Consider the following 17,288-nt stretch of genomic DNA (forward strand, 5'->3'; position numbering starts at 1 on the left):
CCAGCCGTCAACATTATTATTGGTATGTCCTGAAGAGCGTCGTGAGCGCGTAGATATTGCGTAAAAACTTGTCCGCTAGTCGTCGGCATAAAAACGTCCAAAACTACGCAGTCAACTTTCTCGCACTCGAGAATCTGCATAGCCTCATCGACACTGAGTGCCTTAAAGGCCTTAAACTTTGCCTTCTCCAACAATAGACCAAATAAATCCAATTGATCCTTGTCGTCGTCAACTATTAGAATATTTGCACGCGTTGCCAAATCTAGATGCCTTAGTGTGAAGCAGCAAATTTAGTGTTCCTGGATTAACATCAACCCCACAAAAAATATCGACATGTTACTTAGTGGCCTTTAGCGACTTTCAAAGATGACTATCCCAACGCTAACTACCTAACATTATTGCTCTTTTATGAGCCTGAAAAATAGCCCTGACGAGATTGCCCTTCCAATTAGCTGCCTCTAAAACCTCGAAAGCCGCCTCAGTAGTGCCTCCTTTAAGCCTCATCCCTTCTCTAAGCTTATCTATATCGAGCGGAGAACCTAACCACAACTCAAGCGAACCACTAATAGTTTGAGCAATAAGAGAAATAGCTAATTCTTCGGGAATTCCTGCTGCTCGCGAAGCTTCAAGCATGCTCTGAATAAATGTAAACACGTAACCAGGACCACTGCCAGAAATTGCCGTAACCGCATCCAGCTGTCCCTCATGCTCTAACTCAATGCTAACCCCCGTTGAATTTAATATTTTCTCCGCCATGGCTTTGTTTACATCACTGACATCGCTGCCAACTACATAGGGGTTTGCCCCCTTTCCAATCTGAACCGGCAAATTTGGCATTGAACGCACTATTTGCAAGTGGCCATTAAGCAGATTGCTAATAGTCGCGACTTTAATGCCGGCCATTACTGAAAGAAGCAGCTGCTCTCTAAGGATATAATCTGCAAGCTGCGACGCCGCTACTTGAAAATCCTGCGGCCTAACAGAGGAGATAATTACATCACACTCGGACAAAACGGGAGTTACAGCATCAAAGACACGGCATCCAAACTCATTTCTTAGCCGCTCTAAGCGCTCACCATCTCCTCGCTGAAAAACGATGAGTGACTCTCTAGAAACTACTCTATGCGACAACAACCCCCGCGCAAAGGCAGTGCCAAGTTTTCCACAACCCAGAATGCCAATATTTAGCCCCAATAACCCTCGACTCCCCTAAAGGATAATGCCTAGAACTAAAAGTGTAATGACTAAAACTAAAAATATTGCGCCAGACAACACTATCATTACCAATTTTTCCTGCGAGCGCTTTTTCTTGCGCAGCATATCCATGACGCTCTCGGTTCTTTGTCCGCTCGTAACAAAAACACTATGAGAATAATCCTGCTGCATCCCCCCGTAATCACGACCGGCCTGCCTGCGCGCATAATCCGAATAATTCCCCTCAGAACTATACATGCTCTGAGTGCGACTCCTTTCTTCGCGCTTCCCAGACGAAGAAGTATCTCGCTCTGCACGCACTCCAGAACCATTGTCCGCTGGACGAGAAGAATATGGCCAAGAACCGGAAGTCTCCTCAGCAGATACCCATGATGGGACTGTTGTCGTTAACAACATCCTGTCGTACTCGGCCCTTTTTTCTGAATCAATCAATGTATTGTAAGCAACAGTTACGAGCTTAAATGTCTCATCGTCACGCGCTAGCTCCTGACCCTCTAATACTTCGTCATAAAAATGCGAATCTGGGTGAAATATGCGGGCCATCTCCTTGTAAGCTGTCTTTATCTCTTGACTAGTAGCTTCCTTAGTTAAACCTAATAGCTCGTAGTAATTTTTTTGATTGTCCTTGGATGCCAACTTGTCTTAATACCTAGAAATGAAAACAAATTATCTTCTTTTAAACAGTCCGTGGGTCTAATTTAAACGTCTCGCCCCTTTGGCAATTATATAATATTTTTCTAATAAATCAATTATACACTGCTTAAATATATTATCACAAAACTCGACGCTGATAATTTACAATTCGCTGCCATGGCAAAAAACCTGCATCGCAAATATGTCTCTCAATAGCTTCTGCATCCATGCGAAATCTCACTCCAGCAGCGGATACTACGTTCTCCTCAAACATCACAGATCCAAAATCATTTGCACCAAAAAATAAAGCTAGTTGCCCAACCGCCGGTCCTTGAGTAACCCAGGAATTCTGAATGTTTCTGATGTTGTCCAAGAACAATCTAGAAACTGCCTGAACGCGTAGATACTGAGGAGCTGAGACATCCGAGGCCTTAAGCCTGGACGAACTTTCCTGAAAAGGCCAAGCGATAAACGCCATAAACCCATCAGTCTCGTCCTGCAGCGCTCGAATTTTGCTCAAGTGAATTAAGCGATCATACCAAGTTTCACCTACGCCAAACATCATAGTGGAACTGGATTTTAAGCCGATGCGGTGAGCTGTGCGATGAACCTCGAGCCACTCCTCTGCCGAGCATTTGCGCTTGGCAATTCGCCTGCGAATGCGGTCCACTAAAATTTCAGCTCCTGCCCCCGGCAAGCTACCCAATCCAGCACCAACTAAGCGCTCCAACGCCGCTTGAACGCTGATGCGAGAAACGCGACTGATGTGCAATATTTCATCCGCCGATAGCGCATGCAGATTTATTTGATACCTCGCCTTAATCCAACGAAACACATTTTCGTAATACTCGATGCCCAATTCCGGATTGAGTCCACCCTGAAAAAGCACCTGCACTCCATCTGCGCTCACTAATTCGTCGATTTTTTCCCCAATTTCTTCGTTCGACCAGAGATAACCACCTGCCTTGCCTGGGACTACGTTAAAAGCACAAAATCTGCAGTTAACGTCACATATATTTGTATAATTAACATTGCGCTCTACGATATAAGACACTTCGCCCGATGGGTGCAATTGTTCACGTCTAAGGTTAGAGGCTAAGGCTAGATCCGCCAAACTCGCGTCCATGCCCAGTCTCAAGCCCTCGAGAATCGATAAGCGCGCTCCCTCGCTAGCATCTTGTAAAACGACATCCAAACTCCGGCAAGAATCCGATGCACTGGTTGCACGCCCCATTTTCGCAATAGATAACTCTTCTGCACATCTAAACTCCGCTCGCGGAGCAAGACCATACAAAGCCGCTAGGCGCAAAAATTCATTGGCACCCTCAATAGCTCTATCGTCTAGGACGTAAGTGATTCGCTCGCACACATATCGCTCCGCATCGACGCGGGAAAATTGATTGCCATCGGCCCAATCTCTAGCATAGATAGCCCTATCTCGTACTCCATCCAATAAGCCATTTCTAAGCACCACCAACCTGTCGCGCTCGAGACTCCCCTCCTTCCACATCCAAACCGCAAAAACAAACGGCATCCCAGTAAAGCTCTGCCACTGGGCGCCTAGATCCAGTTGGTACGAGAAAATATCCTTGCTCTTCATCGCCACATCGCCAATGGCTAACGCTCCTACTCTAGAACCCACATCAGCCACTCTGCCCAACAAGTCCCTGCGATAGAACTTCACTCGCCAACCCGCCTCCTTCCCAAGAAGCTCGCAAAGGATAACTCTAAGCAACACAACCGATGTCCTAGAACCAGCATCGATATATATAGTCTCGAGGTCTTCAATTTTGTCCTCGGCAAACAAGAACACGCTCTCCACCGCCCCCTTGGCTACAATTCCAACATCCATGGCCTGATAATCGCCATTAGTGGCATATTCGATAAGCGGAACGCAGGCAAAATCCGTCTCGCCTTCGCGAAGCTTGCGTGCACATTCACTTGGTACGCACTCTTGATAATCCACGAAGTCCAAGCGTCGCAAAGACGCAAATGGCGTACTGTTAAGGTAATTAACATTACCTACTCTGATTTTCGAAAGAGGTGCTATTCCTGACACGTTACTGCCTCGTACAGAGAATTGCGTTCTACTGCAACTCTACCCACTGCGCCAATGAGCTCATTTAATTCTTCTACACTTTGCGATCCCGGGCTTTTAGCCCCCGCCATCCGATACACTTTCTCTTCAGTTACCGTGCCATCTAGATCATTAGCGCCGAACAGCAGGCCAATTTGCGCGGTTTTTATGCCCAACATCACCCAATAAGCCTTTACGTGAGGTATATTGTGCAACATCAACCGACTAACCGCCATTACTCGCAAGTCGTCGGCTGCACTTGGTTCCTTTAACTTTCCCAATCGGTTGTTTTCAGCGTGAAACGCCAAAGGGACAAAGGCCTGAAAACCACCTGTTCTCTCTTGTAGCTCTCTTAGCTTGAGCAAATGCTCGACTCTCTCCTCTACCGTCTCAATAGTGCCGTAAAGCATAGTACAGTTACTCTTTAGGCCCAACGAATGAGCTACTCTGTGCACTTCTAACCACTCGTCACCTGTAGCCTTTCCACGACAAAGCTTATTTCTTACCCTTTCGGAAAATATCTCGGCTCCACCTCCTGGAAGAGACTTTACGCCGGACTCCATTAGGCGTATCAGCACATCCTCGTAACTCAAGTTAAATTTCTTGGAGAAGTAGTGAATCTCAACCGCAGTAAAAGCCTTTATGTGCAAGCTAGGAAACTTCTCTCGAATAGAAGCCACTAAATCCGCATAATACGAAAATGGCAAAGAGGGGTTCAATCCATTTACAATATGAATTTCAGTCATGCCGGGCCTGTAGCGATTTTGAATCCAGTCGAGTGCGTCCGCTATCGTCATCACATATGCCTGCGGCATTCCCATTTCCAGGCGCGCAAAAGAACAAAATATGCAATCGGCTTCGCAAACATTCGTGACATTTAGATGCAAATTGAAATTATAATACGTGACATTGCCGTGCAGCCTCTCAGCCGCCACATTTGCTAACTGCCCCACTGCTAGCAAATCGCGATGGTTAAATAAAACCACGCCGTCCTCAAACGAAAGCGGCTCGCCATTTAATACCTTTTCTGAAATATCTAGAAATTCGCTTTTCATCTAACCGATTAACAGCTTGTAGACTTTTTGCGCATTGATTACATCTACACAATCACTCATCCTGCTAATGCCTAAAAGATCTGCCGTTTCAGCATCGAGCGCCGCATAACCAAAATCATTGGCTCCAAACGACAATGCGACATGCGCCATCTTAACGCCAAACAAAGATAACGGCGCCCGCACATGCGAAATATTGGGCAATAACAATCGCCCTAGTGCAACAGCCCTAAGCAACTGCACTCCCAACACGCATCCACCATCCAAACAAAACGAATCCACACAATTCTTCGCCCATGGATACCAAGTATTTAGCTTTCCGGTAAACGCAAGTTTGTCGCTAATGGCAAGCAAGCAGTCGGCAAAACTATTGTCAAAACCTGCTTGCTTTCCGGCCTTATCTTGCCCTCTCCCTAGAGAACGCATTGAAGCCAAACGCCGCACCTCCTGCCCAAAAGACAACGAAAACCCCCTGGCAGCGGCCAGTAAATGAATTTCAATATCCGATCCGCCTTCAATACTCCCGATACCGACCATACGCAGATTGGCTAAAATAATATCCAAGCGCGACAGCCTATCTTCTTCGCCAGACACATTTCCTTCAAGTTTAAGAAGCTGCGACGTCGAAGGACCAACACATGTAAGGATTTCCGCCAATGCCGACTGCGAGAGAGCCGCATAGATAACTTCAAGCAGCTCGTCTCGTTCAAAATTCCCATGCCATCGATCTATTGCTAGGAAAACCGACGAAAGATTTACCGACAAACCTCGCGCTACTGAATTTATCCGCAGCAAGGCAATATCTAACGCCTTATCTTTTCCATGCTGCTCGAGAATTTTAGCAAGTGGTACAAAAATCAGTGGCCTCAACCTCACTCCCGACACATCGGTAACAGAGTGCACAATTTCTACCAGCTTTGCTAAAACCGGCGGTTCGACATTATTGACTAAATGCTCCACTTGCAAAAAGCTAAGAGGCCGGCGATCCAAAAGGTTCTGGGCGATATCAACCACAGCAGCCTTCTCAAAGGCTAGCTCTGTAAATCTACTAAAGCTAGCTCCACGAGACGAAAACTGGGACGCATGAACAGATGTATTCAATGCCGCCACGTTAACCTTGCTCCACTTTAGGCCATCTCGCCGCTATATCAATTGCGTAGCCCATGTTATCCACAATCCGCATAACGACATGGTCTACTAGATCGTCAATCGCTTTTGGTCGATTGTAAAAACCAGGCATTGCTGGAATTATTTTTGCGCCAACGCGCGCTAGCTTTAACATGTTCTCGAGATGAATAGCCGAAAGCGGCGTTTCCCGGGGAACTAGCAACAGTTTGCGACTTTCTTTAATCATCACATCTGCACTTCGCTGCAGCAGGTTGCCAGCAAGGCCATTAGCAACCGCCGCCAAAGTATTCATGCTACATGGGACTATCACCATTCCAAGAGTGCGATACGAGCCCGACGCAATCGCCGCACCTATTTCTCTATTGTCGTAAGTTGTAACGCGATCTCGGTATGTCGGCTCAACCATCGCCTCAAAGCCAGAATTAAATTCTAAGCCCCAACCTTGCTCTTGACACAGAACCTCCTTCCCTGCTTCAGAAAGTATCAAGTGAACTCTAACGGTAGGAATATTCCCAAGAATAACATTAAGCAAGCGACAACCGTAAATAGTGCCAGATGCGCCCGTTATGGCAATTATCCACTCGTCCAAAATATCCTTCCTATCACTCCTTTGTTGCAACGTACGCATAGGCAACACCGCCTAAAAACCGCTTCCAGCGGATTTGAGCAAAATCCGTGCTACGCATTAAATGGACAAACTCATCGCCGCAGGGAAACGCCTGCGAAGTCTTAGGCAAGTACTCATAAGCAGACCTGTTTCCCGTAAGCAAACCACCTAAATATGGAAGTACGAAGTCGCTATATATTCGATAGCATGAGGGAAAAAAACCTGATTCTGGCTGGCCGAACTCCAGCACTAACAGCTTTCCATTAGATCTTAAAACTCTGTATATTTCGCGCAATCCCGCTTGAGGATCATCCACATTGCGAATGCCAAAACCAATAGTTGCATTATCAAAACTATTGTCACAAAACGGCAGCTTCAAAATATCTCCCTGGACAAAAGAGATTTTTGGTCTGTTGCCATCGCTGGTAGCTCCAAATCGCCTCGATGCCTTTTCCCGCGCTAGCTCGAGCATTTCCTCCACAAAATCCACTCCAACTATTTCCGCATGCGACCCAAGCGCATCAACTAAAGAAAAGCAAAAGTCACCAGTACCACTGCATAAATCTAGTATTTTGCCGCCCGGAACCAACTCTGCAAATTGCACTGCATTTTTTCGCCACAGTCGATGAATTCCAAAGCTCAAAACATCATTCGCAGTATCATAACGAGATGCAATGGACGCGAACATGCGTTGAACCGCAACACTCATAAAATTTCACACCTGTAACCAATGCTCGTTCTGCGAACTTGCGATAAACAACAAATACCGTTTTCAAAAAGCACAATACTTAACTTAGTTTTTCGAAACGGTATAAAAAAAAGGAGTGTTTGAAATTTTGAGAAACTAAGTCTAGACATCAACGCTGTCTTCTTCGCCAAGATCATCGTCAACATCTATATCGTCTGGCACTTCAGATCCTAAGCCGTTAGAACTCACGCGGGAGCCGTCACTAGCGCCCCCTGCACTTACCGAAAGCGCCAGCACTGCATTGCAGGCAAGTTCAATACAAAGGAGATCGCGAGGACCAAGCTTAATGCGCCTGCGTTCCTCCTCGCTGCGCCCCGAAACTATTCTTAGCCAACTAACTTCATCTCCGCTTAGCGCTCCTTGCGAGCCCCTGGGTTTATCCCTATATAACTTAACCAACACATCCCCCTCTTCGCCTCTTAGAATGATGTTTTCATCCAGCGACTCCACACCATACAAAAAAGCCCTAGAGGTCGCCCACAAACCGCCTACTGCGTCTATTGGTATGAGCAAGTCACAACACCCCAATGACTCATAATCCAATTGCCCATTGACAATCGGTGCATACACCAACCTAAGACCATCAAACTCTGGAATCAGTTGCAATCGACCAAATGACTTAGCAACTGTAAATGTCATTCTGCTCATTTCAAAAAATCCTTTCCAGGGCCGTTAACAACTGTTAACCCCTTCTTTCACACTCTGAAAATTGTTGTGTAATTTAAAGCATTAAATGTTTTACGTCGTTATGTTACATAAAACGTAACTCTTTACAAACTACCTCTTAGATTCCAATTTAACCTGTTTACCTTTATTTTTGGAAACCTGCTTTAAAGGCGAATTTTCCATATTGCGCTTAACATTCGAACCGTCGGTTTTTACTACATTGCTCGCAGCTAAACCAACAGTAGCCACTTTAGCGTCCGACCGGCTTTTAATTGAATTTTTAAGACTGTTATTATCGGATTTATGGGCTTGTTGCTCATTATTATCTGATTTTGACTCAAATGTCTTCACATGCGCCCCACCACGTCGCCTTGCCTTTATGAGATTAAACCGAAAGCTACTCCCCACGCCTGTCAATTGATCCCCCTCGCCCTTAGCGCTCGTCGGCTGCACCGCACCGGTTAAACCCTCGCCATCTCTTAGACTATTTTCCTCATCCTCTTGATATCCCTCTCTTTCCTTCTCCGTTTCCGCCCTTTCCACTGAGAGAATTTGCTCATCAACCCATTCAGCTAAAGCAATTTCATCCGCCTCCACTGACTCGTAACGAACCAAGTAATTTCTACCCTCCCATGCCGGCGGTAAATCGCTATTAAACCACAAGGCGCGCCCCTTGCGCATCCGCCCATCACCTAAATCGAACCACGCTAATCCCTTCTCAACTGACATCTCATGTTTAAGCTCCTCCGCACTTACCAAATCCTCCTCGTCCTCCGCCAGCGTAATGCCTTCTCGCAAACCGTCTGCGCTGCGCTTATTTACCTGCACATTTTTCGTCCATTCCCTAGCATTAAAACTAGTGGAGATGGCCGAGCTAATGCTTTTCTTTGTCGTCGTAACTTTACCTATCCACTCGCACATATCCATCGCAGTTCTATTGTCTCCAACGCGCATGATGACTTTTAAATTCACATTAGCCAGAACGCGCTCATAGAATTGCTCAGATAGTCCCATGGATGTGTCTGTTAATCCTCCAACTGATTGCGCGCCAAAAAGCAAGGCGAAGCGCCCCTTGCGCGCCAACTCAAATAAATTGGCCCAGGTAGATCCAAAAGTCGATGCCCCCTCATCGATGATGACCATATGCGGATCCTCGAGAGTGTACGACCTGTTCGACGTAATTTCACCAATAGATACCTCCAGATCTTCTCTAAAAACTTTTACCATGCGCGCAGCACTCTCGGCTTCTTCCAAACGAGGCAACATGTAGTAAATCATCTTTCCACGCAAAATCGCATCAGTGAGGGACAAATCAGCTCTCGGCGCACAAAACATTTCGCCCGCTTCTGAATTGGAAATCGAATGCAATTCTGAGGATATACCACGTAAGTTATCGGTTAGACTTAAGGCATCTAACTTACCCTTGCCGCTTCTGTAACTACCCGCTAAATGCCCCAATTCCACCATCGCCTGTTTAGCGCCACGTTCATGCAGAAGGCCTCTAAGTCGAGGATACGCAACGCTAAAGGCTGAAAGCGCGACCGCGACATCTCGCACTGACCATGCTAGACCAAGGCTCTCCATAGCTCTAACAACGCGATAAACCGCATCTGCCGCAAGCCGATCGTAATGCTTGGTCGTGCTTTGATCTGAGGTAGGTGGCAACCCGCAGCGCAATACCTTTCGCGCTTTAACGTCGGCTCTTTGGGCAGTATAGACAAAATTGTAACAGCAAACTGGATCAAACGGATCTACGACGATTAGATCTTCGATGCGCCCAGTTATCATGGCCATGATAATAATATCAGCCAAAGTGCTCATATCGCGCTTCGCATCAATAAACGTAAATCCGCTAGCTCGGCCACGCAACATCTGCTGAAACATTAACGACTCGAGCCACAGAGTCTTTCCCACGCCGGTTTTTGCAAAAACAGCGGCATGCGTGCACAAGTCTTCATCATTAATCCAAATGGGTTCACCGGAATCAACTTCGAAGCCCACCAGATATCGATCGATCATGGCTTTCTTTTCTTTTCGACAACGCTTTAGTTCACGCTGAAAAGCATATCGATTCGGTGGATGCCCTAACACTACCTTTCCACCTCTCCGTTCGGACTCCTTTTTCCTCTCCCTCTCCAAGTAGTTGTAACTGCCTACAACGCTCGCATAAATCGCTAGTGCTACGGCTGGCCCCAGCCCGCCTATAATAAATAGGCTTCCAGATGCCAACTCAGATCCAAAAGACGAAAAACAGACTATAGCCATTGCCAGCGCGGCTGAACGCGCAAATGTAAGGATATTGCGTCGACGAACTTCTCGTTCGTTTGTTAAATCCTTCTTGTCGTAAGCTCGTGCCATATTAATCTATTTAAACGTCGCGAATAACTAAGAACTCTAAGATACTGCTGCGCCACCTACGCCCTTAACTTTCTCGCTTAGAGTTGCCGATGCGCTCCCTCCGCACCTCAAAAGCCGCTCGGCAAGCACTCGATTAAAACTCTCTACATCGGTAAATATTTCAACATCATCCGGATGCGGCGCATCGAGATAAAACTTTTTCTCCCACATTTCGCCGAAAAGCATTTTAAAACGACGTTGGCGCAGTGGAACTAGGGCATCTAATCCAGCAACTTCCAGCGCACCTTCAGGCATTCGCATGACGACTATTGCCTGAACCAGGCCATCCGCTGGAACGCTTTCGTCCCCAATGCGAGTAGATAACCAGTTATATCGCGTCAACATCCGACGCACTATTAGCCACTTATCAACCAACTCTGCTGCTGGACTACTAGCTAACACATTGACCACTCCACCAACATTTGCCAACTCTACGCGCAAATCATCTGATTGTCGTTTAAAACCAGGCAGCCTCGCAGACACGCTAAGTCGAGACTGGCGTTTGCAACTTAGCTCGGCTAATTGGAGAATCCTAGCTTGCCTATCGGCATCTACCCCTTGCATTGCAAGCTGAATTACACTGGCAATTGGCATCAGAACAACCGACTTAAAAGGCACTCCTTTACAAACATCACATCCTAAGCGCGCATTTTGATGCGACAACTCTTTGCGACTTTTTGATTCTTGTGCGAGGCGTTCCCCCAAACCTTGCCGCCAAATGAGGTGAATTTCCTCAATATGCGCATCTAATTCCACCAAATATGCTGCTTCCTCCTGTTCCTCCGGGGGGGCATAAAGTATTTCCAACCAATCGCGCAATGCTCTACTACCCACGGACATGTTCACTGGCAAAAAAGCTCGACCGAAATCTCCATGCCTGCGAGAAGATAGAATCGCCTGCCGCAGATTTAACTTAGTGTCGCCACTATACTCCTTGTGAAAGCTAGCGACTGAATGCAGCACGGCGCGAGCTTGCAAATGAGGGAAAAACGAGATCTGCGCGAAGCTATCTTTCCTTTTCTGAAAAACCAGAGATTTGCCAGCTTCTATCGCAAGAAATGCCGTCACGACCGCTGCCATTGAAAATTCCGCCAGCGCACGCGCCCTGTCATACGTCAGCGAAAACAACAATGCTTTCGCCAATGGATTTGCAGTTTCTACTAAACTCTCTAACACGCGACGATACTCTACTAGGCTTGCTCCAGCAGAATGTTCTAAACTTCCGCTATTAAAAAAAGTCTTTGCCCTTACTAGCACACTGTGCGCGTCTATTACTGCCTCCAAACCTCTAACAGCGCTTGCCTCTAAATTCCATTCTGAATTCTGAATAATTCCCTTTTGGTCTGAAGTTTTACCCTCCCCGCCAACACCAGAGGCTTGTTCAAATACATCATCCACACTGCGCTCTTCGCCTGAACGTTCATCCACTACCAACGCCGGAAAATCCCGATAAGCCAATATAATGGAAACCAGAGCCGCATTAGTATCATTTAAAAGCGACATGCTCTGTAGCCTCTTACATAAGACATGGTTAACCGCTAAATGTCGCTTAATCATATTTGGACAAGCTAAACCAGGGCATGAAAAGTCAGTGCCGCTAATAGAATTATTAGGTTGCAAAGCACCATAAATTCCAGAATAGAAAGGCGTCACACCTGGATCGCAAATTCCCAAAACATCTTCGGCTGGTTTTCGCTTGAAAAGAATCGGTGCAGCAACATAACTTGCCACACTCACAAAAAGCCAAAGTGGCCAAAAACTTAAAACAACAAAGCCTATGCGAATTAGCGACTCGGCAAAGAATCGACTAAAAAACCCTATCTCCCGAGGGTTCTCTCTATCGAACGAAACATCAACTATAAAACTAACAAAGTTTAGATAACGATTCGCTGCAGTTTTGCCGAAAATCGAATTTTCCAGCCACTGCATCCGCTCACCAGCTAGTGCCTCAAGTTCTTGAAACCAATTATCGACACTATCATCTTTTGATTTTGACCCGGAACTAGAATCCTCGATTTCAAGAGAAGGCAATCCAAGATTGTGCCGATCTCGATCATACGTAAGATCTTCATGCTCATCTGAAGACAAATCTTCAGACCTACCCCTATCTTCCGGAGATACATGCACCTCCGGCCGAACTGGAAGCAAATACGCTAAACCAATAAACACTGTTAACGAGTAACACAACGCCCGAAAAAAACTAATCTGCCCTTCCGGTAACTCGTTAACTTGCCGCTTTAGCTTGGCAATATTAGATACGAGATTTCCGTAACCCATAAAAATAACAAATTTCAAACCTATTTAAATAATGGAATTATACCTAGAAAAACACTTTATGCCCATATCTCTAAGTGTTATGCCGTTTACAAAAAGAAAACCTACATTAAGTATTTATTTTGTCGGTTTACTACTAGTAAATCCTCCATTCTGGAAATCTCTAACGGCACGCTCAGAATGATCCATTAATATACCAAGCTTAATATCACCTGATCTTAAATAAAGCGCATAACGTTAGATGTCGTTCTAATGCGTTGCATTGAGCATTGAGTGACCATGGGTAGGCACATAAACTAGTTGCCAGCTCAGAAATATTTATGCTGATTTTTCAAATAGTTAAGTCGAGATTGGATCGTGAGAAGATGATGATTACACAGCAAAGAAATCGATTTTTTTTCTTCTTTAAATGCCTGCTCTTATTTGCGGTAATCTGCCCTCTAGGAGTAGCACATGGGCAAACTACGTACGCATCTCCAGAGCGTTCGGCCAAAGCGATTGGACATTACGCACGAGCTCGATCGCTTCTCGTAGAAGCCCTTGCAGAATTTGAGGCCGGACGCCGAACAGCGCGTCCGGACGTGCTGTTGGACCCTGAAGAGTGGCGAACGAACGTTATAAGCAGAACCGAGGATCTAAATCGCCTTTTGGATCCACAACCTCGAGTAACGAGAAGTGGTGTTCGCTTTAAGGCAAACCGATTACAAGTGCAAAGAGATCACGAGCGAACAGCTAGACCAACTTATGGCGCACAGGACTCAAATACCTATGGAGAAGAAGAGCGCCGAGCTGAACTGTCCGGTCTTGGTGCACGCACAGTGGCCCCTGCAATATCCTTAAGCACAATGGGAGCGAAAAGTGCAGAACCTCAGGATAAACTAGCCCCTGGCACGGATGAAGTTAATAGCGTCTTGTTTCCAAAGGAAACTCCTTCTACGACTTTAACCACAAGCGAAAAAACAAAAATAGTTAAGCCCATACGAGCAGAGTCTAAGAGCACAATACCCAAAGATTCTAAAGACTTAGCACCAGGAGTAGTTAGCAAAAACCCTGACACAACACCTGACGACGATGCCGTATCAGAAGCAATTAGCGAAGCAATTAAGAATAGATTGGAGAAAATTAAATCTGCTAAAGATAAAGCTACTAAGGAAGGCGAGGGTTCATGAACGCAAGGTACGATGACGGGTATGTCCTTCAGGGCCTAGATGACAACTGGTCGTTTATGGGTGCTAACGCCATGGAATGGGCTGTTGGGTTAGTCATTTTCTTAATGATAGGTTCGTTTGCTAGATCCCCAGCGTCGGCAATGCCGCTAATGATTGGTGGGTGGATTCTCACTACGACTACTTTGGCGAGCACTCGTAGGAATTTCCCAGATGAAGAACGTGGAGTTAGGAATGCGGTTATGACCGCTTGTGGCTTTCCACCCCCAGGTATTCCATCTCCATCGCTGCTACAACCGGTCTGGTCCGGAGCACCTATGCGAGAATTGCCGCAAAATTGTCGATTTGTCCAACTTGGGCTGGAAGAACTTTTTTCAGATTGTGATAGAGAATTCTTATATGACTAGGTGGTAGTTTTTTAAAAGAGGTTTTCGCTCAGTTAAGAGGTTTTTTTAATGGCCGTTAAAGCGTTAAAGCGAGATATTAGACAAATCGAGCGCACTGAGGGGCGAGCCGGCGCTGACACCATTCGCTTGTGGGAAGGTTTTCGCGACCAAGCCTTGCTATGGCGAGCTCTTGCCTTGCTACAGCTACCGGCAACGACTCTAGCAATTGCAGCTGCTTTAGTGATGTATATCTCGGCGGATACTGTAATTGAAGTGCCACCGCAACCCCAACCAGGGCACTATTCAGCAAAACAACTACCGGATAGCGAATTTATTGGCGTTGCTACAGAGGTAGTAAATCTAATTGCATCCTATCAACCTAGTGTTGCAGAAACACAATTTGCATCTGCGCAGAAGTATTTATGGGAGCCCGCACTTAGCTCATTTGAGCAGGTCATGATGAAAGACGAGTTGAGAACTATAGCAGAGACTGGTCGTTCTCAGTTGTTTTTTATAAGCAAAAACCTTATCAAGGTTAAAAGAATGCCAGAGTTGGATAAGGTCATAATAAGATTGCCGGGGATTCGCCAAAAACTAATAGGAAACAGACCATTACCTCAAGATCAAATGGCTTATTACATCACGATGACAACGATTCCACGCAATGTTCACAATCCTTTTGGCATTGTAATTGTTGACATAAAACTAAAGCGTGTAGATTTTAACAAACTAAAAGGAGACGAATGGGACGTATGACGAGATCGCCAGATCGCCTTTGTTTTTTGAGTTTTTTCAAAGCATCTCATGTTTTGCTCTTGCTGTGGTGTATGCTCATTGCCTCAGAAACCGCATATGCGAGAGATATAACATATACGGGAGCCGAAGAGGGTGTTGTTTTTGTTAAACCAGGCGAGCCTACTCAAGTTATTTTCCCGAGCTCCATTGAAGGCGGCTTTAAGCGCAAACAATCCAGCATTGCGCTAGAAAAGCAGGACAATTACTTGATTATCTTCGCACAACCCGAATTGTCTCCAGAGGGCGAGGCAATACTTGTGCACTTAGACGACAAGCGCACGTATTCCCTAAGGGCAATACCTTCATCTGAGCAACACCCAAGAGATGGAACCGTAAATATCATAGACGATCGCGTTCCCGAATCTTCAGAAGAAGACGCTAGCTTGGATCCGAAGCAGCCACGCGATTTTGCACCACCTACGATTGTAAGCGGCTTGATGCGAGAATTGATCCTCGTGGCAGAATTTGGCAACAGAAAGGGAATAACTGGGTACCGGCGTTCTAACCGTTATTCTGGTGAGACCGTGCTTCACGACGGTGCTCTAAAAGCCAACATAGATGAAATATTTATGGGTTCAGACTTATGGGGATATGTTCTTAGTGTCGAAAATCTGCTCGACACAACTCAACGCCTCAATCCTGCAACTTTTAGGTTGGATGGCACGCGAGCTGTCACGGCGCAACGTTGGGAATTAGCACCTAGGCCTCTAACCGCAGAACAAAATATTGCTAATGCTCATGTGGGAAAGGTGTACATAGTTACGAAAGCAAAACGGCGATAAGCAGCTAACGATTAACATGAATCAAAAAATAGAGGACATAAAGCTCATTCTTAAAAATGACCGCCGGATATGGGCGGTGGCCGGGCTCATAGTTGCTGTAATTATAATATGGGAGCTGACAGCTAAGCCGCCTCGACCACGACCAGTGCAGGTAGCTAGAAACACGGCTGGTGTTAGCACCGACGAACGAACGGCATATAATGACCTTACCCGTGCATTTCGCGAGGATCTGGATGGCTTAAAGCGAAGCTCTAAGGAAAACACCAATATCATAAGAAGAATTCAACAGGATCTCAAAGAAAGCAAGACAAGAAATGCTAGCATTTTTAACGCTATTACCGAACGCCTAGAGGAACTCGGCAGCGCGACAGTGCGTTTAGAAGAGCAACAGGCAGGTCGTTCCGCCTTGACGCTAGAAGAGCGAAACGCAAGAGACGCTAAGGGGGGCGCAGATGGAACTAGCGCCGCTGGAGCGATAGTTCAAGATTCTCTCGAAGCAATTGGATTTGCGGAAGCGACGGTTCCACCACCACCACCCGTGCCTCAAAAGCTCCGAACCACCGTTGTCTCGGCTGGCGATGCTGTTCAGCTAAAGTTGCTTACAGGAGTAATTGCACCAGTTGATGGAACGCCGTATCCAGTTGTTTTTAAGTTAACAAGTGGCGTCAGCGGTCCCGATGGCTCTTTGCTCGATCTTGGCGAAGCGAGAATCATAGCTGCTGCGCAGGGTTCAGAGGCAGATGGACGGGTGCTATTTCGCCTAACTAACATGGCCTTGCGCCATAGCGATGGGCGACGCTCGGTAGTTCCGGTCGATGGCTGGATCGTAGGAGAAGATGGCATTCGCGGCATGAAGGGCAAACTTATTGATAAACTGGGACGTTTAATTGTGGCAACTGCGGGAACGAGTTTTGCTCTTGCCATGGGAGAAAGGATTAGCGGACAAAGCAACTCCATAAGAATTGACGGCGATGATAACATTGATGTCAATGCGGACGATATAAATGTATCGACGGCATCAGCCTTTACTGATGCTTCTAATCGACTGGGCCAAATTTTATTGGATCGCTACGAGAAGCTGGTTCCTGCGGTAGAAGTCCTACCCAACAGAGAAGTTGTTGCCATTTTTTCAAAATCGGTTGAAATCGAACTAATTGACGAGCAGTACGGAGAAGGAATATATGCAGCGTCACTTGACTAGTAACAAAACGCTATCGGCACGGATTTCTAGGTTGGCTATACCGTTTCCAAAAAGTAAGTTAAATATTTTACTTTTTGGAAACGGTATTTGTTGTTTATTGGCAAGTGCTTACGCACTTGCTGTTTATAGCATTTACAAAAATCCTTTTTGTAAATGCTATA

The 17,288-nt window shown here is 46.1% G+C and carries 16 protein-coding genes; 5 read left to right on the top strand and 11 right to left on the bottom strand.

What is annotated here, in order from left to right; translation table 11 throughout:
• The 11 genes from IT291_05480 to IT291_05530 form a co-directional block, all read right to left on the bottom strand.
• Positions 1-260: response regulator (locus IT291_05480; protein ID MCC6220677.1), on the bottom strand; the 260-nt coding region annotated here is incomplete at its 3' end.
• A 121-nt stretch (positions 261-381) separates the two neighbouring features.
• Complete coding sequence (gene proC / locus IT291_05485) at positions 382-1,194, bottom strand: pyrroline-5-carboxylate reductase (GenBank protein MCC6220678.1); 813 nt, start codon at positions 1,192-1,194, stop codon at positions 382-384.
• A gap of 15 nt (positions 1,195-1,209) precedes the next feature.
• Positions 1,210-1,851: a DnaJ domain-containing protein gene (locus IT291_05490; protein MCC6220679.1), complete on the bottom strand. Its 642-nt coding sequence runs from the start codon at positions 1,849-1,851 to the stop codon at positions 1,210-1,212.
• 136 nt (positions 1,852-1,987) lie between these two features.
• On the bottom strand, positions 1,988-3,907 hold the full coding sequence (locus tag IT291_05495; protein MCC6220680.1) for a CofH family radical SAM protein: 1,920 nt from the start codon (positions 3,905-3,907) through the stop codon (positions 1,988-1,990).
• Positions 3,895-4,980 carry an aminofutalosine synthase MqnE gene (gene mqnE, locus IT291_05500; protein ID MCC6220681.1) on the bottom strand — a complete coding sequence of 362 codons (1,086 nt, stop codon included), beginning with the start codon at positions 4,978-4,980 and terminating at the stop codon, positions 3,895-3,897. The genes IT291_05495 and mqnE overlap by 13 nt, the downstream gene beginning before the upstream one ends.
• Entirely contained in the window at positions 4,981-6,087 is a 1,107-nt protein-coding gene (locus IT291_05505; GenBank protein ID MCC6220682.1) for a hypothetical protein, read from the bottom strand.
• Position 6,088: 1 nt separating this feature from the next.
• Positions 6,089-6,697, bottom strand: a complete 609-nt coding sequence (locus tag IT291_05510; GenBank protein ID MCC6220683.1) for a UbiX family flavin prenyltransferase — start codon at positions 6,695-6,697, stop codon at positions 6,089-6,091.
• A 10-nt stretch (positions 6,698-6,707) separates the two neighbouring features.
• Positions 6,708-7,421 carry a bifunctional demethylmenaquinone methyltransferase/2-methoxy-6-polyprenyl-1,4-benzoquinol methylase UbiE gene (ubiE, locus tag IT291_05515; protein MCC6220684.1) on the bottom strand — a complete coding sequence of 238 codons (714 nt, stop codon included), beginning with the start codon at positions 7,419-7,421 and terminating at the stop codon, positions 6,708-6,710.
• A gap of 141 nt (positions 7,422-7,562) precedes the next feature.
• The gene (locus tag IT291_05520; protein ID MCC6220685.1) at positions 7,563-8,108 is read right to left on the bottom strand and encodes a hypothetical protein; all 546 of its coding nucleotides are present in this window, start codon (positions 8,106-8,108) and stop codon (positions 7,563-7,565) included.
• Positions 8,109-8,237: 129 nt separating this feature from the next.
• Positions 8,238-10,484 (bottom strand): TraM recognition domain-containing protein, encoded by a 2,247-nt coding sequence (locus IT291_05525; GenBank protein ID MCC6220686.1) that lies wholly within the window; start codon positions 10,482-10,484, stop codon positions 8,238-8,240.
• 36 nt (positions 10,485-10,520) lie between these two features.
• Entirely contained in the window at positions 10,521-12,800 is a 2,280-nt protein-coding gene (locus IT291_05530) for a hypothetical protein (GenBank protein ID MCC6220687.1), read from the bottom strand.
• A 362-nt stretch (positions 12,801-13,162) separates the two neighbouring features.
• Here IT291_05530 and IT291_05535 point away from each other — a divergent pair, with 362 nt between their 5' ends.
• From IT291_05535 to IT291_05555, 5 genes are read left to right on the top strand one after another with little or no spacing between them, the layout of a single operon-like run.
• The gene (locus IT291_05535; GenBank protein ID MCC6220688.1) at positions 13,163-13,966 is read left to right on the top strand and encodes a hypothetical protein; all 804 of its coding nucleotides are present in this window, start codon (positions 13,163-13,165) and stop codon (positions 13,964-13,966) included.
• Positions 13,963-14,370 (top strand): hypothetical protein, encoded by a 408-nt coding sequence (locus tag IT291_05540; GenBank protein MCC6220689.1) that lies wholly within the window; start codon positions 13,963-13,965, stop codon positions 14,368-14,370. Before IT291_05535 ends, IT291_05540 begins: the two co-directional genes overlap by 4 nt.
• A gap of 48 nt (positions 14,371-14,418) precedes the next feature.
• Positions 14,419-15,105: a hypothetical protein gene (locus IT291_05545; GenBank protein MCC6220690.1), complete on the top strand. Its 687-nt coding sequence runs from the start codon at positions 14,419-14,421 to the stop codon at positions 15,103-15,105.
• Entirely contained in the window at positions 15,102-15,926 is an 825-nt protein-coding gene (locus IT291_05550) for a hypothetical protein (GenBank protein MCC6220691.1), read from the top strand. The genes IT291_05545 and IT291_05550 overlap by 4 nt, the downstream gene beginning before the upstream one ends.
• Positions 15,927-15,942: 16 nt before the next feature.
• Positions 15,943-17,127 (top strand): TraB/VirB10 family protein, encoded by a 1,185-nt coding sequence (locus tag IT291_05555; GenBank protein MCC6220692.1) that lies wholly within the window; start codon positions 15,943-15,945, stop codon positions 17,125-17,127.
• Positions 17,128-17,288: the final 161 nt, after the last annotated feature.

The sequence above is a fragment of the Deltaproteobacteria bacterium genome, assembly GCA_020845775.1.
Classification (GTDB): domain Bacteria; phylum Bdellovibrionota_C; class UBA2361; order SZUA-149; family JADLFC01; genus JADLFC01.